This window comes from Cupriavidus sp. 21MJTG02-4, assembly GCF_057798975.1.
In genome coordinates this window covers 228476-245507 of sequence record NZ_JBYOJP010000009.1, presented here as the reverse complement: position 1 = coordinate 245507, position 17032 = coordinate 228476, and the positions used below count along the sequence as shown (strand labels likewise).

The 17032-nt window shown below is 66.3% G+C and carries 16 protein-coding genes and 3 tRNA genes; 17 read left to right on the top strand and 2 right to left on the bottom strand.

Features of this window, described 5'->3' with window-relative positions; genetic code table 11:
* Window positions 1-21 precede the first annotated feature (21 nt).
* The 3 genes from AC3FKH_RS19700 (at window position 22) to AC3FKH_RS19690 (ending at window position 2029) form a co-directional block, all read left to right on the top strand.
* Window positions 22-753: an oxygen-binding di-iron domain-containing protein gene (locus tag AC3FKH_RS19700; RefSeq protein WP_488677496.1), complete on the top strand. Its 732-nt coding sequence runs from the start codon at window positions 22-24 to the stop codon at window positions 751-753.
* A 59-nt stretch (window positions 754-812) separates the two neighbouring features.
* Window positions 813-1304 carry a flavodoxin family protein gene (locus AC3FKH_RS19695; RefSeq protein WP_488677495.1) on the top strand — a complete coding sequence of 164 codons (492 nt, stop codon included), beginning with the start codon at window positions 813-815 and terminating at the stop codon, window positions 1302-1304.
* A 71-nt stretch (window positions 1305-1375) separates the two neighbouring features.
* Window positions 1376-2029: a glutathione S-transferase family protein gene (locus AC3FKH_RS19690; protein WP_488677494.1), complete on the top strand. Its 654-nt coding sequence runs from the start codon at window positions 1376-1378 to the stop codon at window positions 2027-2029.
* Between the two features lie 48 nt (window positions 2030-2077).
* Here the strand turns inward: AC3FKH_RS19690 and pip are convergent, their stop codons facing one another.
* Window positions 2078-3031 (bottom strand): prolyl aminopeptidase, encoded by a 954-nt coding sequence (gene pip, locus AC3FKH_RS19685; RefSeq protein ID WP_488677493.1) that lies wholly within the window; start codon window positions 3029-3031, stop codon window positions 2078-2080.
* Between the two features lie 232 nt (window positions 3032-3263).
* On the opposite strand from pip, the gene AC3FKH_RS19680 reads away from it, so the two are divergent.
* The 8 genes from AC3FKH_RS19680 to AC3FKH_RS19645 all read left to right on the top strand — a co-directional run bounded on the left by AC3FKH_RS19680 (window position 3264) and on the right by AC3FKH_RS19645 (window position 8617).
* Window positions 3264-3339: transfer RNA gene (locus tag AC3FKH_RS19680), tRNA-Asn, on the top strand.
* A gap of 6 nt (window positions 3340-3345) precedes the next feature.
* Window positions 3346-3421: transfer RNA gene (locus AC3FKH_RS19675), tRNA-Gly, on the top strand.
* Between the two features lie 19 nt (window positions 3422-3440).
* Window positions 3441-3515, top strand: a tRNA-Thr gene (locus AC3FKH_RS19670).
* A gap of 341 nt (window positions 3516-3856) precedes the next feature.
* The gene (locus AC3FKH_RS19665; protein ID WP_488677492.1) at window positions 3857-4561 is read left to right on the top strand and encodes a glutathione S-transferase N-terminal domain-containing protein; all 705 of its coding nucleotides are present in this window, start codon (window positions 3857-3859) and stop codon (window positions 4559-4561) included.
* 137 nt (window positions 4562-4698) lie between these two features.
* The gene (locus AC3FKH_RS19660) at window positions 4699-6039 is read left to right on the top strand and encodes a PQQ-dependent sugar dehydrogenase (RefSeq protein ID WP_488677491.1); all 1341 of its coding nucleotides are present in this window, start codon (window positions 4699-4701) and stop codon (window positions 6037-6039) included.
* A gap of 191 nt (window positions 6040-6230) precedes the next feature.
* Window positions 6231-7058 (top strand): class I SAM-dependent methyltransferase, encoded by an 828-nt coding sequence (locus tag AC3FKH_RS19655; RefSeq protein WP_488677490.1) that lies wholly within the window; start codon window positions 6231-6233, stop codon window positions 7056-7058.
* A 225-nt stretch (window positions 7059-7283) separates the two neighbouring features.
* Entirely contained in the window at window positions 7284-7658 is a 375-nt protein-coding gene (locus AC3FKH_RS19650) for a hypothetical protein (RefSeq protein WP_488677489.1), read from the top strand.
* Window positions 7659-7750: 92 nt separating this feature from the next.
* Window positions 7751-8617, top strand: a complete 867-nt coding sequence (locus AC3FKH_RS19645; protein WP_488677488.1) for a LysR family transcriptional regulator — start codon at window positions 7751-7753, stop codon at window positions 8615-8617.
* 14 nt (window positions 8618-8631) lie between these two features.
* Here AC3FKH_RS19645 and AC3FKH_RS19640 read toward each other — a convergent pair whose 3' ends face one another.
* Window positions 8632-8880, bottom strand: coding sequence for a hypothetical protein (locus AC3FKH_RS19640; protein WP_488677487.1), 249 nt, complete (start codon window positions 8878-8880; stop codon window positions 8632-8634).
* Window positions 8881-9075: 195 nt separating this feature from the next.
* Here AC3FKH_RS19640 and AC3FKH_RS19635 point away from each other — a divergent pair, with 195 nt between their 5' ends.
* The 6 genes from AC3FKH_RS19635 (at window position 9076) to AC3FKH_RS19610 (ending at window position 17017) form a co-directional block, all read left to right on the top strand.
* Window positions 9076-9324: a DUF4160 domain-containing protein gene (locus tag AC3FKH_RS19635; protein ID WP_488677486.1), complete on the top strand. Its 249-nt coding sequence runs from the start codon at window positions 9076-9078 to the stop codon at window positions 9322-9324.
* On the top strand, window positions 9311-9730 hold the full coding sequence (locus AC3FKH_RS19630; protein WP_488677485.1) for a DUF2442 domain-containing protein: 420 nt from the start codon (window positions 9311-9313) through the stop codon (window positions 9728-9730). Before AC3FKH_RS19635 ends, AC3FKH_RS19630 begins: the two co-directional genes overlap by 14 nt.
* A gap of 130 nt (window positions 9731-9860) precedes the next feature.
* Entirely contained in the window at window positions 9861-11018 is a 1158-nt protein-coding gene (locus AC3FKH_RS19625; protein ID WP_488677484.1) for an acyl-CoA dehydrogenase family protein, read from the top strand.
* A gap of 405 nt (window positions 11019-11423) precedes the next feature.
* Window positions 11424-12692, top strand: a complete 1269-nt coding sequence (locus AC3FKH_RS19620; protein WP_488677522.1) for a TolC family protein — start codon at window positions 11424-11426, stop codon at window positions 12690-12692.
* Complete coding sequence (locus tag AC3FKH_RS19615; protein WP_488677483.1) at window positions 12676-13884, top strand: efflux RND transporter periplasmic adaptor subunit; 1209 nt, start codon at window positions 12676-12678, stop codon at window positions 13882-13884. The genes AC3FKH_RS19620 and AC3FKH_RS19615 overlap by 17 nt, the downstream gene beginning before the upstream one ends.
* A 13-nt stretch (window positions 13885-13897) precedes the next feature.
* Window positions 13898-17017 (top strand): efflux RND transporter permease subunit, encoded by a 3120-nt coding sequence (locus AC3FKH_RS19610; RefSeq protein ID WP_488677482.1) that lies wholly within the window; start codon window positions 13898-13900, stop codon window positions 17015-17017.
* The last annotated feature ends 15 nt before the right edge of the window (window positions 17018-17032 follow it).

The window sequence follows — 17032 nt, the reverse complement described above, 5'->3', positions numbered from 1 at the left end:
GAAGAAGCAGAGGATGCGAACATGGAACCCAGCGGACCCGTCACCACCACCGTCGACGAGATTGCGGACGGCATCTACCGCATCTCCACGCCTGTCCCGCCGCAGGAGATGCCGGGCGGCTTCTCCTTCAACCAGTACCTGGTGGTGGATGACCGGCCCTTGCTTTACCACACCGGCCCGCGCAGGTTGTTCGGGCCGATCCGCGCAGCCATCGAACGCATCCTGCCGGTGTCGCGGCTCGCCTATGTCGGCTTCTCCCACGTCGAGTCCGACGAGTGCGGCACGCTCAACGACTTCCTGGCACTGGCGCCGGAGGCCGTGCCGCTGTGCGGTCAGATCGCCGCCATGGTATCGATCAACGACATCGCCACGCGGCCGGCCAGGGCGATGGCCGATGGGGAAGTCATCAGCCTGGGCACGCACCGCATCCGCTGGCTGGCCACGCCGCACGTGCCGCACGGCTGGGAATGCTCGATGGCCTTCGAGGAAACCACGCGCACGCTGCTGTGCGGTGACCTGTTCACGCAACCGGGCGATACCAATCCGCCGCTCACGGAAGCCGACATCCTCGAATCGAGCGAAGCGTTCCGCCTGCAGATGGACTACTACGCGCACAGCCCGGACACCGGCATGCACCTGCAACGCCTGGCCGACCTGTGTCCCGCCACGCTCGCGTGCATGCATGGCAGCGCGTGGCGCGGCGACGGGGCGGCGCTGCTGGGGCGCTTGATGCAGCGCCTGGCGCAGCGATAGGCCGCGCGCACGCGCATGCTACAGTCGCCCCGGAATGTTGCGAGCCTGAGCGTGCCCGAATGAAAACCCTGCTGATCGTCTACCACACCATGACCGGCGGCACCGGACAGATGGCCCGGGCCGCTGGGGATGCCGCGAGCCAGCAGGCGGGCGTCACGGTCGTCCTGCGGCGAGCCACCGATGCAGGACCGGACGATGTGCTGGCCGCCGACGGCTACCTGTTCGCGACGCCCGAGAACCTGGCCGCGATGTCCGGCCTGATGAAGGATTTCTTCGATCGCTGCTACTACGCCGCGCTCGACCGCATCAACGGCCGTCCTTATGCGGCGATGATCTGCGCGGGTAGCGACGGAGAGAATGCCTTGCGCCAGCTTGAGCGCATCGCGACCGGCTGGCGCCTGAAAAGCGTGGCGCCGGGTTTGATCGTCTGCACGCATGCACAGACGCCCGAGCGCATCCTGGCGCCCAAGGCGATCGACGCCGACGCGCTGGAGCGCTGCGCCGAGATGGGCGCCGGCCTCGCGGCCGGTCTTGCGCTAGGGGTGTTCTGAGCGCCGGGGCGCGTGACTGTTCGCGCGTTGCGATGGAGTAAGCTGGCGCAACTTTCACACCGGAGGCAACCATGCAGCTGTACGCGCACCCGTTTTCCTCGTACTGCCAGAAGGTCCTGATCGCGCTGTACGAGAACGACATTCCGTTCGAATGGCGCATGCTGTCGCCGGACCACGCCGACGTCCTGGCCGAGCACGCCAGGCTCTGGCCGCTGCAGCGCATGCCCTTGCTGGTCGATGGCGGGCGCAGCGTGATGGAGTCGAGCATCATCATCGAATACCTCGACATCCATCATCGCGGCCTCGTGCGCTGGATTCCCAAGGACCCGGACGCCGCGCTCGACGTCCGCATGATGGATCGCTTCTTCGACCACTACGTCATGACGCCGATGCAGCGCATCGTGCTCGACTACATCCGCGCGCCGGAGCAGCGCAGTGCCGTGACGGTGGCCGACGCCAGGAAGCTGCTCGACTCCGCCTATACGTGGCTGGACAAGGCACTTGATGGACGCGAATGGGCCGCGGCCGGCGCGTTCAGTCTGGCCGATTGCGCCGCGGCGCCGTCACTGTTCTATGCCGACTGGGTGCATCCGATCGACCCCGCGCTGGCCAATGTGCGCGCCTACCGCAGCCGCTTGCTGGCACGCCCGGCCTTTGCCCGCGCGGTGGACGAGGCGCGGCCTTACCGCAAGCTGTTTCCGCCGGGCGCGCCCGACCGGGACTGACGCGTGTCCGGTTTGAGAGGCCCGCAATCGGCTTGACCACGCCGCGCGTCACGGCTGCGCAAAGCGGTCCGTGGCGCGGAGCAGCTGGTCCAGGATGCCGGGCTCGGTCCACGCGTGCCCGGCGCCTTCGATCAGGTGGAAGTCCGCATCTGGCCAGGCCTGATGCAGGGCAAAGGCATAGCGCGCGGGGCAGGGCATGTCGTAGCGCCCATGCACGATCACGCCGGGGATGCCCGCCAGGCGGTGCGCGTCGCGCAACAACTGGCCATCGTCCAGCCACGCGCGGTGCGTGAAGTAGTGGTTCTCGAGCCGCGCGAAGGCCAGCGCGAAATGCGCGTCGTCATGCTTGGCGCTGTTGCCGGAATCGGGCAGCAGCGTGATGGTCTCGCCTTCCCAGACGCTCCAGGCGCGTGCTGCTTCCAGTTGCTTTTCCCGGTCGTCGCCGGTCAGCAGCTTGCGATAGGCCGCCATCATATTGCCGCGCTCCGCGTCGGGGACCGGGGCCTGGAAGCGCGCCCATTTCTCCGGGAACATCTCGGACACGCCAAACTGGTAGTACCAGTCCAGCTCGGCCTGCGACACGGTATAGACGCCGCGCAGCACCAGCTCGCTCACATGTTGCGGATGCTTCTGCGCGTAGGCGAGAGCCAACGTGGAACCCCAGGACCCGCCGAACACGAGCCAGCGCTCGACGCCCGCGAGTTCGCGCAGGCGTTCGATATCGTCGACGAGATGCCATGTGGTATTCGCATCGAGTCCCGCATGCGGCGTGGAGCGGCCGCATCCGCGCTGGTCGAACAGCAGGACATCGTAGCGGGCGGGGTCGAACTGCCGGCGATGGTCGGCGCTGATGCCGCCCCCGGGGCCGCCGTGCAGGAACACGGCGGGCTTGCCCCCGGGCGTGCCGACGCGCTCGTAGTAGATGATATGGCCGTCGCCGACGTCGAGCGTGCCGGTGGCATAGGGTTCGATGGGAGGATAAAGCGTGCGCAGGCTCGACATGATTGGACTCCGTGTGCGTAGTGGCAGAGTGTAGCGCTGGACGGGGTAAGCGCCGGCGACAGCGGCGTCGAGCGATCCAAGCATGAGGGTTGGCGCTGCCGGGCACAACCAGCGCAGCAACAACCACTCGACGCTTAGTGCATCAGGAGATTAAAAAAATCCCGATTAACCCTTGACACCTTGCCTGTCGGCCGTTGTACAATCCGGCCTCCTCTCAACGAGGAAGCGTTGTTCCCCGATAGCTCAGTCGGTAGAGCGCCGGACTGTTAATCCGTAGGTCCCTGGTTCGAGCCCAGGTCGGGGAGCCAAGCAACGCGGGAGTAGCTCAGTTGGTAGAGCGCAACCTTGCCAAGGTTGAGGTCGCGAGTTCGAGACTCGTCTCCCGCTCCAGTGCCCAGCACCGGACGTCGCCCATGTGGCTCAGTGGTAGAGCACTCCCTTGGTAAGGGAGAGGTCGGCAGTTCGATCCTGCCCATGGGCACCACTCCGTTTTTCCGCCTTCCCGCTTCGCACTCTTTTCGGCCTTCTGCCGGATTCCCGTTTTCTTCCCCTGATTTTTCTCTAACGCTTCGGTGAAGTTGCCGTCTGTGCCGGCGCGCATTTCCAGAGCGAGCGGGCCGGTATTGGTTATTGGCTATTGGCTATTGGTTATTGGTTATTGGTTATTGGTGTGGTTGTGCGACAGCTCGACGGGGTCGATGCGGCCGTTGAAATCCTGCTTCCTGTACGACGCCACCGCGCCAAGCTACGCGAGCGGCAGGGGCGGTTTATCATCGGGCTTTAAGCGCTGCCGCTATGCGGCGGCGCCTGTCGCCAGGAGATTACGTGTCCGATCTGTCCGCATTCCCCATCACCCGCAAATGGCCAGCGCAGCATCCTGACCGCATCCAGCTCTATTCGCTGCCCACGCCCAACGGCGTGAAAGTGTCGACCATGCTGGAAGAAACCGGGCTGCCCTACGAGCCGCACCTGGTGCGCTTCGACCACAACGACCAGTTGTCGCCGGAGTTTCTTTCGCTCAATCCCAACAACAAGATCCCGGCCATCATCGATCCCCACGGGCCGGGCGGCAAGCCGTTGCCGTTGTGGGAGTCGGGCGCCATCCTGCTGTACCTGGCCGACAAGTCCGGCAAGCTCATGCCCGCCGATGCCGCCGGCCGGTACGAGACCATCCAGTGGGTGATGTTCCAGATGGGCGGCATCGGCCCGATGTTCGGCCAGGTAGGCTTCTTCAACCGCTTTGCCGGCAAGGATTACGAGGACAAGCGCCCGCGCGACCGCTACGTGGCCGAAAGCCGCCGATTGCTCAACGTGCTGAACCAGCGGCTGGCCGACCGGCCGTGGATCATGGGCCAGGACTACACCATTGCCGACATCGCCACCTTCCCGTGGGTGCGCAACCTGCTCGGTTTTTACGAGGCCGGCGACCTGGTCGGCATTGCCGATTTCCCGCACGTGACGCGCGCGCTCGAAGCTTTCGTGGCCCGCCCGGCCGTGATCAAGGGACTCGATACGCCGCATCGCGGTTGATGGCGCAGCCGATGCACGCGCTGCGGCCGCGCGCGTGTCGGGCAATCTCCTACAGCGCGCTTCGCCTGCACTGACAGAGGTGGTCCTGGTGCGCACCTATAGTCAAGGCAAGGCCTGCTTTGACCGGAGGTGCCATCATGCCGCAGCCACGCCACCCCGTCTTGCATTCACGTGCGAGCGCCATTGCGGCGCTGGCGCTTGCCATGGGCCTGGCCGGCTGCGGTGAATCGGCGAAGCTGCCTTCGGAAGCCGGCTTCGGTCCCACGCCGCAATTGCCGGCACCGGACAAGACCCTGATTCCGACCATCCATATCGCACCGCCGAAAGGCTGGGCCGATGGCGCCAGGCCGACGGCCGCCGAAGGCCTGTCCGTGGTGGCCTTCGCCGGCAAGCTCGACCACCCGCGCTGGGTCTACGTGCTACCCAACGGCGACGTACTGGTCGCCGAAACCAACGCACCGCCCAAGCCCGACGACTACAAGGGCATTCGCGGCTGGATCATGAAGAAGGTGCAGGCACGCGCGGGCGCAGGTACGCCCAGTGCCAACCGCATCACGCTGCTGCGCGACACCGATGGCGACGGCGTGGCCGACGTTCGCACGGTGTTCCTGAAGGACCTGCACTCGCCCTACGGCATGGTGCTGGTGGGCAACGACTTCTACGTGGCCGATGCCGATGCCGTGCTGCGCTTTCCGTACCAGCCGGGGCAGACCAGCATCACGGCGCCCGGGCAGAAGCTGGTGGACCTGCCCGACGGTCCGATCAACCACCACTGGACCAAGAACATCATTGCCAGCCCTGATGGCAGCAAGCTGTATGTGACCGTGGGTTCGAACAGCAATGCGGGCGAGAACGGCATCGACAAGGAAGCGGGACGCGCGGCCATCTGGGAAGTCGACCGCGCGACCGGGCAGCACCGCGTGTTCGCGAGCGGCCTGCGCAATCCCAGTGGCATGGCGTGGGAGCCGACGACCGGCGCGCTCTGGACCTCGGTCAACGAGCGCGACGAGATCGGCAGCGACCTGGTGCCGGACTACATCACCTCGGTCCGCGACGGTGGCTTCTATGGCTGGCCCTACAGCTACTACGGCCAGCATGTCGATACGCGCGTCAAGCCCGCGGCGCCGGACATGGTCGCCAAGGCCATCGTGCCGGACTACGCGGTAGGCGCCCACACGGCGTCGCTGGGCATGACCGCGGCGACTGGCAGCAGCCTGCCGGCGCGGTTCCAGCACGGCATGTTCGTGAGCCAGCACGGCTCGTGGAACCGCAAGCCGCTCGCCGGCTACAAGGTGATCTTCGTACCGTTCGACAACGGCCGTCCCAACGGCGCGCCGTTCGACGTGCTGAGCGGCTTCCTCGACGCGAATGGCGATGCGCAGGGCCGCCCGGTCGGTGTCGCCATCGACAAGCGCGGCGGCCTGCTGGTTGCGGACGATGTCGGCAACACCGTGTGGCGCGTGAGTGGAGCGCACTGACGCTCCTTTCGGAAGCGCCATTGCCGCCGCTGTGGCCTTCCGCATGGGATGGCTTGCAAGCCCGGACTGGCCACCGCGCCCGTGGTGACTATACTTCGCTTGTCTGGCGACGACGCGCCCGGAGGGCACGCGTCGCCTGAACGGGCGGCAGTCCAGCGCCCCGCAGCGACTTTTCGCCAAGGGAGGGTGCAATGGATCACAAGGGGGAGAGTTTCCGTGATTTCGAGCTGGCCGGCTGGGAAGATCCCGGCGTGGTCAGCCGCTACCACGAGCAGCTCACGGTCGTCACCACGCAATCGGTCGACGCCTTGCTGGACAGTGCCCAGGTCGCCGGCGGCCAGCGCGTGCTGGACGTGGCCAGCGGCGCGGGCTACGTCGCGGCGGCAGCGTCGCGTCGCGGCGCCGACACGGTCGGCATTGATTTCTCGGCCGCCCAGGTGGAGCTGGCGCGCCAGACCCATCCGGGCCTGCATTTCGAGCAGGCCGATGCCCAGGACCTGCCGTTCGACGGCGGCAGCTTCGACGCCGTGGTCAACGGCTTCGGCATGTGCCACCTGACCGATCCCGACCAGGCCCTGCGCGAAGCCTTTCGCGTGCTGCGTCCCGGCGGGCGCATCGGCTTCACGGTGTGGGACACGCCGGAGCGCGCCATCGGCTTCGGCGCGGTGTACGCCGCGATCCGGGCCTATGGTTCGATGGACGTGGGCCTGCCGGCCGGTCCCAACTTCTTCCAGTTCAGCGATCCGTCGCAATGCATCGGCGCCTTGCAGGCCGCCGGCTTTACGGGCGCGGCGTGCCGCCAGGTGCCGCAGCAGTGGCGCTTCTCCACGCCGGACCAGCTCTTTGACGCCCTGGCGCAAGGCACGGTGCGCGCCGCGGCCACGTTGCGCGCGCAAAGCCCCAAGGCGCGCGACGAGATCCGCGCCGTGCTGCGCGGCACGGTGGCCACCTACATGAAAGGCAATGACTTTGTCGTGCCCATGCCAGCGGTGCTGGCCTGGGCGGTCAAGCCTGTGTAGGGCAGTGCGCAGCCCTTAGCGCGATCCCATACCGATGGTTGGCCTGCGGCCAACACCGCAAACGGCGCCTGTTGGCGCCGTTCGTTCTTTCGGCTCAGGCAAGTGGCGCAATGCAGGCCGCGCGCGCGGTCCGGTGCGTGGCATGGTCATTGCGGATTGAGCGTCGAGCGCGGTCTCCGTGCTCGATGTCCCAACCGGAGCGATGGCTCCCCCTGGAGAACCGTGATGACGACCCCTTCCGAAGCCCGAGGCGAGCCGCCGGGCGCCCGTACCGTACTGCGCCAGGCAAGGCGCGCCATGATCCTGCTGCGCGTGCTGGGGCTTTGCGCCAACAGCGTGGCGCTGGCACAGGGCACGTTGCCCACGCCATCGGCCGTCACGCCGGAACAGAAGTTTCCGCAGGGGTACCTGGAGTCCGTGGCCACCGGCTACGACAACGGACAGGCCTTGCATCCGGTCGAAGGCATGTCGCCGGCGCGCCCGGCGCGCGCCGCCATGACGCGCGTCGAGGTGCCCGCAGCGGCGCCATCGCCATTGCCGATCGGTCAGGCGCGCGCCATGCCGGCGGCCATGCCTGCGCCTGCCATGCCAACGAGGTAAGCGGCGCCCGCGACGCGCCGGGAGCATGGTAAGGTTGCCCACGCCGCAGTGCGGCGCATCCCCTTCCAACTGTCCGGCCCGCTTCGCTTCGCATGGATATCGAACTTGCCCGCACTTTCCTCCAGGTGGTAAGGACCGGCAGCCTGCTTGCGGCCGCCGACAAGCTGCATGTGACGCAGACCGCCGTCACGGCGCGCATCAAGAGCCTGGAATCGCAACTCAACAGCAGGCTGTTCGACCGCAACAAGGCCGGTGCCAGGCTGACCGCCGATGGCCAGCGCTTCCTGGGCTATGCCAGCCAGCTCGTGCAGACGTGGGACGCGGCGTGCCGTGACCTGCCGCTGCCCGCCGGGCTGGGCAGCATGCTGACGTTCGGCGCGGAGATCAGCCTGGGCAATCCGCTGGTGCTGCTGTGGGCCACGCGCCTGCGCGAGCAGATGCCCGACCATGCGGTGCGCGCCGAAGTGGGCGATGGCACGGAACTGCAGCGCAAGCTTCAGTCGGGCACGCTGGATGCCGCGCTGGTCTACCAGCCCGAGTACGCCGCCGGCATGCATGTGGAACAGCTGATGGAGGAAAAGCTGATTTTGATCCGTTCCACGCAGCGCGCCGGTTCCTATGTGTATGTCGACTGGGGGCCGGAATTCCGCCGGCAGCACGACAGCGCGCTGCCCGGCTACGCCAGGTCGTCGCTGTACTTCAACCTCGGTCCGCTGGCGCTGCAGTACATCCTGCAGGTCGGCGGCAGCGGGTACTTCCGGACGCGCGTCGTGCAGAGCTACCTGGACAACGGCTTGCTCGAACGCGTGGAGGACGCGTCGGAATTCTCGTACCCGGTGTTCCTGGTCCACGCCGAATCAGCGGGACACCAGGCCCTGGATGACGCGGTCCGGATTCTCCACGATATCGTGCGTGAAGAATCGGACTGGTCGCAGCGCTGGGATTTTCCCCTGTCTTGAAAGCGGCCGAGCGCTCAGGCGCGCACCGGTGCCAGGCGTAGAGCTGGGTGTGCGGCCGGCAGGATGGGCAGCCGGCGCATCCGGCGGATACGTCGGCCACCACCCCGGCGCCCGTCTGTCGCCGCGCCGAGCCCGGCGTAGCGGCCATGCTGCTGGGCGCGTTCGAATACCGGTTCCGGCACGGCCATCCCGATCAGGCAGGTCACGGTTGCGCCAAGCGCCATCAGGGCGAGTGCCCCGGCAATCCACAAAGCCACTTCCATTTCCCGCTCCAAGTCGATGTTTTGTATGCATTCAGTATCGGCGTCGGCGAGTGGATTGAGTAATGAAAGTTATCTCCGTTTCATATCAATAAAGTTGCATTGAATGCGCTGTTGTCTCATGGCGGCATCAGGCGTATCGACATACGATCGGGCATCGATTCAATAACCCAAACTGTTTAGGTTTGCTACAATCGAATGCCGACTGTCTTTTTGCTTTTCGATCTGCGCGTGGTCATTTATCCGAACGATCATCGGCCCGCGCATGTTCATGTCATCGGAAAGGGATGCGAGGCCGTGTTCCGCTTGCATTGCCCGTCCGGCCCGCCGGCGCTGCGAGAGAACTACGACTTTGGCGCCCGAGACCTCATGCGGATCATCGCGGGGTTGAGCGCCCGACTGACTGACTTGTGCACGGAATGGAGAACCATCCATGGTCCTTACTGATGCTGAGATCGCCGCAGCCAACGCACGCGGCGCTGAACAAAAGGCCGCGAATCCGGCGGTGCTTTCCGTGCGCTATGACCGGCGCGTGGGGCGCGTGGTAATTGTGCTGTCCTCAGGCCTGGAACTGGCCTTTCCACCCGCGGCGGTGCAGGGACTGGAGCATGCGCGGCCTGCAGATCTTGCCGATGCGCAGATCAGTCCTTCCGGCCTGGGCATCCATTTCCCGCGGCTCGATGCCGACCTGTACTTGCCAGCCCTGCTCGAGGGATTTCTTGGCTCGCGGCGGTGGATGGCGGCGGATATGGGCCGGCGCGGCGGCGCCAGTGCCAGCGCCGAAAAGGCCGCTGCCGCCAGGCGCAATGGCCGGTTGGGGGGCCGTCCGCGCAAGGTGGCCGCGCAAGCCTAGCGGTCTTCGGCATCGGCCGCGCCAGCGCCCGGCGCTCGAAAAATCATCCTTTCCGACGAACCTGACGCCGGCCGCAAAGCCGACACTGGTTCGATTCCGCCAGCAGAAAATCGAGAAAGGAGACAACCCCATGCAACGCCTCATCTTCGACGCCGAACACGAGAGCTTCCGCGAATCCGCGCGCCGTTTCTACCAGCGCGAGGTCGGTCCGCACGGCGAGCGCTGGCGCGAGCAGGGCTGCGTGGACCGCGACGTGTTCCGCAAGGCCGGCGAGCAGGGCTACCTGCTGATGTGGGCGGACGAGCAATACGGCGGCGCCGGCGTGGAGGATTTCCGTTACGAGCAGATCCTGATCGAAGAGAACGCGCGCCATGGCGATACGGGTTTCTTCGGCACCCTGCATTCGCGGCTGGTGGCACCCTATGTCGGGCGCATCGGCAACGACGAGCAGCGCCAGCGCTTCCTGCCGGGCGCTGCGCGCGGCGAGAAGATCTTCGCCATTGCCATGACCGAGCCCCAGACGGGGTCGGATCTGGCCGGCATCCGTACCCGTGCGGAGGACAAGGGCGACCACTGGCTGCTCAACGGCGCCAAGACCTATATCTCGAACGGCCAGCTTGCCGACTACGTAGTGGTGGTGGCGCGCACCGACCCGGAACGCAGCCACGGGCTGGGCCTGTTCATCGTCGAGCGCGACATGCCCGGCTTCGAGCGCGGGCGCAAGCTGCGCAAGATGGGCTTGCATTCGCAGGACACCTCCGAACTCTTCTTCGACAACGTCAAGGTGCCGAAGGCAAACGTGCTGGGCGAGCCCGGCCAGGGCTTCCGCTACCTGACACGCCACCTGGCCGAGGAGCGGCTGATCGGCGCGTGTGGCTATCTGGCGTCGGCCCAGGTGGCGTTCGACATCACGCTGGACTACGTGAAGGAGCGCAAGGCGTTTGGCCGGGCCATCGGCACGTTCCAGGATTCGCGCTTCCGGCTGGCGACGCTGCGTGCCCAGCTCGACGCCCTGCAGACCTTCGTCGACCAGTGCGTGCTGCAGCACAATGCCGGAACGCTGACCGTCGAGACTGCAGCGTCGGCGAAATTGCTGACCTCCGAGTTGCAAGGGCGCGTCGTGGACGAGGGCGTGCAATTCCATGGCGGCGCCGGCTACATGGAGGAGTACCGCATCTGCCGCATGTACACCGACGCGCGCATCTCGCGGATCTATGCGGGCAGTAGTGAAATCATGAAAGAAATCATCGGCAGAAGCCTGGGCCTGGACGAGCGGGTCAAGGGCTGAGGCATCACCTCGAATGAAATGCACCCAAGTGGTGCATTTCGCATTTCGGGGTAGTGGGGTTTTCCCTTTATTTGGTGTTTTCGCCGCAGTTAGCGCTTTTTTTGTCAGGATGAAAGCGCTTTGTAATCCGATTCAGGTTGAATGCTGGCTGGGATCGTGTGCGGTACCGGGAGACGGCGGGAAAACACGCTGCCGGGACACGCCAGGTGACGAAATATCGTCAGTTCGGTGCACCAATTGGCGGGCACGGTCGTTTACCTTTGACTGTTGTCGAACGAGCCAGACCGAATCGTGCCTTTTCCTGTTTCAAGAGCTGCTGCCGCCGCCATCCTGGCGGCCGTGGCCGGCCTGACGGCCCCGCTGGCCCAGGCTGCCAGCCAGCCGCTTCCGCCCGATGGGCCCTGCATGCCGCCGCCGCCCAAGGCCAGCCTGACGCTGGCCCAGGCGCGCCAGGACGCGTTGCGCTGCAATCGCGATATCATCGCGGCGCGCCGCGGCGAGGAAGCGAGCCAGGCGGACATCCAGATTGCGTCGCAGCGGCCGAATCCCGTGCTGAGCGTGGGTGTGCAGAATATCAACCCGCACGCCGGTGTCGGCTCGGGCAACCTGCGCAGCAAGACCGTCGACTCGACGTTCCGCATCGACCAGGTGGTCGAAACCGCCAACAAGGGCAACCTGCGCAAGGACGCCGCGCAAAAGGCGAGCGTAGCGGCCGGCGAGGCCGTGCAGGCCGTGGTCGCGCAGCAGACCGGCGCGGTCGAGCAGGCGTTCTACGATGCCGTGGTCAGCCAGGACCGCGTCCAGGTGCTGACCGAGACCGTGGCGCTCTATACCCGCACGCAACAGGCCAATGAGACCCGCCTGAAGGCCGGCGATGTCTCGCGCGCGGACGTGACCAAGCTACAGCTCGACAACCTGCGCGCGCAGAACGACATGCGGCAAGCCATGGCCGACCATATGCGCGACAAGGCGCAGCTGGCGCAGGCCATGGGTGTGCCGGGCACGTTGGCCGACAACCGCCTGGTGCCGGACTGGCCATCGCTCGACGAGCCGACACCGCCGGTCGATCCCGATATCGCGCAGCGCCGCCCGGACGTGACCGCGGCCGAGGCCCGGCTGGCCGCCGCCGCGTCGGCGCGTGACCTGGCCCGTGCGGGCCGTGTGCCCGACGTGACCGTGGGCGCGCAGTACGAGCACTGGCCGACTTCCGAGGCCAATATGAACGGCAGCGGCAACAGCTACGGCGTCTTTGTTTCGATTCCGCTGTTCGTGCGCCATAGCAACGGCGGCGAAGCGCGCCGCGCCGAGGTCGACTACTACGCTGCACTCGACGACCGCAACCGCGTGCTGCTCGAGGCGCAGAACGAGGTAGAGCGCCTGCGCAACCAGCTCGAAGCCTCGCGCCTGTCGCTCAGGCAGATGCGCGAATCGGTCGTGCCCGCCGCCGAATCGGTCGCGGGAAGCGCCGAGTTTGCGTATACCAAGGGCGCAACCGGCGTGCTCGACCTGCTCGATGCGCGCCGCGCGCTGCGCCAGACCCGGCTCGACGCCACCAATGCACAGGGCGACTACGCCAAGGCCTTGTCGGCATACCGCACCGCGTTGCAGTCCACTACCACTCCCGTCAGCTCCATCCCGAATTCCCAGGTCCGTACCGATGCGCCGCGTCCCTAATCTGCTGTCCGAAGTGTTTCGAGTTTCCCGCGCCGGCATGCCCGCGCGCGTGGCCGCCCTGTCCCTGTGCGCGCTGGCGCTTGCTGCCTGCGGCAAGGAAGAAGCGCCGAAGCCCGATGACGAGCCCAAGGTGAGCGGCGAGACCGTCCAGTTCCCCGCCAGCGTGAAGGCGCTGCCGGGCATCGCGGGCGAAGCCGCCCGCACCGGCGGCCAGCGCATGCTGACCCTGCCGGGCCGCCTGGTGTGGAACGAGGACAAGACCGTGCGCGTGTCGACGCCGTTTGCCGGCCGCGTGACGGAAATCCTGGTGCAGCCGGGTACCACGGTGAAGGCCGGCCAGCCGCTGGCCAACCTGACCTCGACGGACTTCGGCGTGGCCCAGGCCGATGCGCGCAAGGCTGCCGCCGACAATTCGGTAGCGGCCAAGGCGCTCGCGCGCCAGCGCGAACTGTATGAGGCCGGCGTGATCGCCCAGAAGGACCTGGAACAGGCCCAGGGCGATGCCGCGCGCTCGGCCGCCGACCTGCAGCGCACCCAGGCCGCCTTGCGCCAGTACGGCGGCGGGGCCGGCGACGGTGCCAACCGCTTTGCCCTGCGCAGTCCGATCGACGGTCTGGTGGTGGAACGCAACATCAATCCCGGCATGGAGCTGCGTCCCGACCAGCCGCCTGCCGCGCCGCTGTTCCTGGTGACCGACCCGACCACGCTGTGGGCACAGGTCGATGCCGGCGAGGCCGACCTGGGCCTGTTCAAGCCCGGCGTGACCGTCCAGCTGCTCTCGGCCGCTTATCCGGGCGAGACGTTCCCGGGCACCGTGGTGAAGATTGCCGACTACGTGGACCCGACTTCGCGCAGCATCAAGGTGCGCCTGGCCGTGCCCAACGCCGACCGCCGCCTCAAGGCCGAGATGTTCGTGACGGCGCGGCTGCAGGCCGCCTCGTTCCCGGGCATCGCCGTGCCGTCCAAGGCCGTGTTCCTGGCCGACAACCACAACTATGTGTTCGTGCGCACGGCGCCCAACACCTTCGTGCGCCGCCCGGTGAAGCTGGGCGTGTCGCTGCCTGGCGTGACCGAGGTGACCGACGGCATCAAGGACGGCGAGACCGTGGTGACCGAGGGCAACCTGTACCTGCAGGACATCCTGCGCGACGCCACCGCCGTCAACAAGGCGCGCGCTGCGGCCAAGCAATAAGGACGGCCGCCAGATGATTTCGCGTATCGTCAATTTTGCCCTGCACCAGAAGCTGTTCGTCTGGCTGGGCCTGCTGATCTTCGTGGGCGGCGGCCTGGCCGCGTTCAAGAACCTGCCGATCGAGGCATTCCCGGATGTCTCCGACATCCAGGTCAACATCATCACGCTCTACCCGGGCCGCGCCGCGGAAGAAGTGGAGCGCCAGGTGACCATCCCGATCGAAACCGCGATGGCGGGCACGCCCAACTCGGTGCGCGTGTTCTCGCACACGCAGTTCGGCCTGTCGTTCATGATGGTGACCTTCAACGACAAGGCCACCGACGTGACCGCGCGCCAGCAGATCCTGGAGCGCCTGCGCGGCGTGGACCTGCCGGACGGCGTGCACCCTGACCTGGCGCCGTTGTCGACGGCGATCGGCGAGATCTACCGCTTCCGCCTCACCGGCAAGGGCTATACGGCGCAGGAACTGCGCACGCTGCAGGACTGGGTGGTCGAGAAGAACATGCGGCAGGTGCCTGGCGTGGCCGACGTGGTCACCATCGGCGGCACCACCAAGCAGTACGAGGTGAACCCGAACCTGGCGCGCATGCGCGACGCCAAGATCTCGCTGTCGCAGTTGTTCACGGCACTGCAGCGCGCCAACTCCAACGCCGGCGGCGGTGCCGTGGCGCATGGCCGCCAGCAGTTCCTGCTGCGCTCGCTGGGCAGCTTCCGGACCTCGGCGGACATCGCCAACGTGGTGGTGGCCGAGAACAACGGCACGCCGATCCTGGTCAAGGACATTGCCGACGTGAAGATCGGCTCGGCGCCCCCGCAGGGCCTGATGGGCCAGGACGACGAGAACGACATCGTCTCGGGCATCGTGGTGATGCGCAAGGGCGAGAACCCCTCGCTGGTGCTCGACGCGCTCAAGAGGAAGATCGACCTGCTCGACGACCAGATCCTGCCCAAGGGCGTGAAGATCGTGCCGTACTACGATCGCTCCACGCTGATCGACAAGACGCTGCACACGGTGTTCGGCAACCTGGTGGAGGGCGCGCTGCTGGTGATGGCGGTGCTCTACCTGTTCCTGGCCAACGTGCGCGCGGCCGCCATCGTGGCGCTGGTGATTCCGCTGGCGCTGCTGTCGACCTTCATCGGGCTGACCTGGGTCGGCATTCCGGCCAACCTGCTGTCGTTGGGCGCGATGGACTTCGGTATCATCGTCGACGGCGCGGTGATCGTGGTCGAGAACATCTTCAAGCGCCTGGGCGAGCTCAAGGAACAGCAGATCCAGGACAGCAAGGCGCGGCTCTACGCGATCCTGCAGGCCACCACGGAAGTGGGCCGGCCGACCGTGTTCTCGATGGTGATCATCATCGCCGCGCACATCCCCATCTTCACGCTGCAGCGGCACGAAGGGAAGATCTTCGCGCCGATGGCCTATACCGTGACGGGCGCGCTGATCGGCTCGCTGATCATCTCGCTGACGCTGGTGCCGCTGCTGTGCCACCTGCTGCTGAAGAAGAACATCGCGCACGACGACAACTTCGTGGTGCGCCACTGCAAGCGGCTGTACGAACCGATGCTCGCGTGGGCGCTTGATCACAAGAAGATGGTGATAGGCGTGGCGCTGGGCCTGCTGGTGGCGACCGTGGGCGTGGGCAAGTTCCTGGGCAGCGAATTCCTGCCCGAACTCGACGAAGGCTCGATGTGGGTCAGCTTCGACCTGCCGGCCTCGGTCTCGATCGACGAGGCCCGTGACCAGGCGCAGAAACTGCGCAACGTGATCCGCAAGACGCCGGAAGTCAACACCACGATTTCCAAGGTCGGCCGCCCCGACGACGGCACCGATCCGAAGCTGATCAACACCGTGGAAATCCTGGTCGACCTGAAGAACGACAAGCAATGGCGCGCCGGCTACGACAAGCGCAAGATCATCGAGGAGATCAACCACAACCTGCGCCAGCTGCCCGGCATCGAGCCCAACTTCTCGCAGCCGGTGCGTGACAACATCCTGGAATCGATCTCGCAGATCAAGGGCCAGATCGTCATCAAGGTGCAGAGCGACAGCCTGGAGCACAACAAGCAGGTCGCCGACCAGATCCTGGCCAACGTGCAGTCGGTCAAGGGCGTGATGCGTGCCTTTATCGACCGTGACGGCGAACTGCCGCAGTACGTGCTCGAGTTCGACCGCGCCCAGGCCGCGCGCTACGGCATCAACGTGGCCGATGTGCAGGACCTGATGGAAACCGCACTGGCCGGCAAGGCCGCCACGGAGCTGTGGGAAGGTGAAAAGCACTTCAGCGTCGCCGTGCGCCTGAAGCCGTCCGAGCGCGAGCTGCCGAACCTGCCGAACATCTTCATGCAGACCGCCGATGGCGCGCAGGTGCCGCTGTCGCAGCTGGTGACGTTCCGGGCCGCTTCGGGCGCCATGAACATCAGCCGCGAAAACGGCCAGCGCACGACCTCGATCGGCATCTTCATCCACGACCGCGACATGGGTAGCGTGGTGAAGGACATGCAGGCGCTGGTGGCGAAGAACGTGAAGGCGGACGACGTCAAGATCAGCTGGTCGGGCGAGTTCGAGAACCAGGAACGCGCCATGGCACGGCTGTCGATCGTGGTGCCGCTGTCGGTGCTGGTGATCTTCCTGCTGCTGTTCAATGCGTTCAAGTCGTTCAAGAGCGCCACGCTGATCATCTCGAACATCCCGTTCGCGCTGATCGGCGGCGTGTTCGCGCTGTTCCTGACGGGCATTCCGCTGTCGGTGTCGGCGGCCATCGGTTTCATCGCCCTGTTCGGGCAGGCCGTGCTGAACGGCGTGGTGATGGTGACGTACTTCAACCAGCTGCGCGATGAAGGCATGCCGGTGCGCCAGGCCGTGCTGACCGGTTCCATGGACCGGCTGCGCACGGTGCTGATGACGGCGCTGCTGGCCATGCTGGGCCTGTTCCCGATGGCGATCTCGCGCGCCATCGGCTCGGAAACCCAGCGCCCGCTCGCCATCGTCATCATCGGCGGCCTGATCACCGCCACCATGCTGACGCTGATCGTGCTGCCTACGCTGTACGAGTGGATGGTCGGCCGCAACTGGCCGGACGAGGAAGACGAGGAGCCGAACAACCGGCTGACCGATTCGCTGTCCTCCTGATGTCAGAAAGCCCGT

What these genes read in the sequence shown, in the direction of transcription:
- AC3FKH_RS19625 (WP_488677484.1), top strand. Translation starts at nt 9,861, where the DNA reads ATGCAACGCCTCATCTTCGACGCCGAACACGAGAGCTTCCGCGAATCC.
- AC3FKH_RS19700 (WP_488677496.1), top strand. Translation starts at nt 22, where the DNA reads ATGGAACCCAGCGGACCCGTCACCACCACCGTCGACGAGATTGCGGAC.
- AC3FKH_RS19655 (WP_488677490.1), top strand. Translation starts at nt 6,231, where the DNA reads ATGGATCACAAGGGGGAGAGTTTCCGTGATTTCGAGCTGGCCGGCTGG.
- AC3FKH_RS19660 (WP_488677491.1), top strand. Translation starts at nt 4,699, where the DNA reads ATGCCGCAGCCACGCCACCCCGTCTTGCATTCACGTGCGAGCGCCATT.
- AC3FKH_RS19695 (WP_488677495.1), top strand. Translation starts at nt 813, where the DNA reads ATGAAAACCCTGCTGATCGTCTACCACACCATGACCGGCGGCACCGGA.
- AC3FKH_RS19615 (WP_488677483.1), top strand. Translation starts at nt 12,676, where the DNA reads ATGCGCCGCGTCCCTAATCTGCTGTCCGAAGTGTTTCGAGTTTCCCGC.
- AC3FKH_RS19650 (WP_488677489.1), top strand. Translation starts at nt 7,284, where the DNA reads ATGACGACCCCTTCCGAAGCCCGAGGCGAGCCGCCGGGCGCCCGTACC.
- AC3FKH_RS19690 (WP_488677494.1), top strand. Translation starts at nt 1,376, where the DNA reads ATGCAGCTGTACGCGCACCCGTTTTCCTCGTACTGCCAGAAGGTCCTG.
- AC3FKH_RS19635 (WP_488677486.1), top strand. Translation starts at nt 9,076, where the DNA reads ATGCCGACTGTCTTTTTGCTTTTCGATCTGCGCGTGGTCATTTATCCG.
- AC3FKH_RS19645 (WP_488677488.1), top strand. Translation starts at nt 7,751, where the DNA reads ATGGATATCGAACTTGCCCGCACTTTCCTCCAGGTGGTAAGGACCGGC.
- AC3FKH_RS19610 (WP_488677482.1), top strand. Translation starts at nt 13,898, where the DNA reads ATGATTTCGCGTATCGTCAATTTTGCCCTGCACCAGAAGCTGTTCGTC.
- AC3FKH_RS19640 (WP_488677487.1), bottom strand. Translation starts at nt 8,880, where the DNA reads ATGGAAGTGGCTTTGTGGATTGCCGGGGCACTCGCCCTGATGGCGCTT.
- AC3FKH_RS19620 (WP_488677522.1), top strand. Translation starts at nt 11,424, where the DNA reads ATGCCGCCGCCGCCCAAGGCCAGCCTGACGCTGGCCCAGGCGCGCCAG.
- AC3FKH_RS19630 (WP_488677485.1), top strand. Translation starts at nt 9,311, where the DNA reads ATGGTCCTTACTGATGCTGAGATCGCCGCAGCCAACGCACGCGGCGCT.
- pip (WP_488677493.1), bottom strand. Translation starts at nt 3,031, where the DNA reads ATGTCGAGCCTGCGCACGCTTTATCCTCCCATCGAACCCTATGCCACC.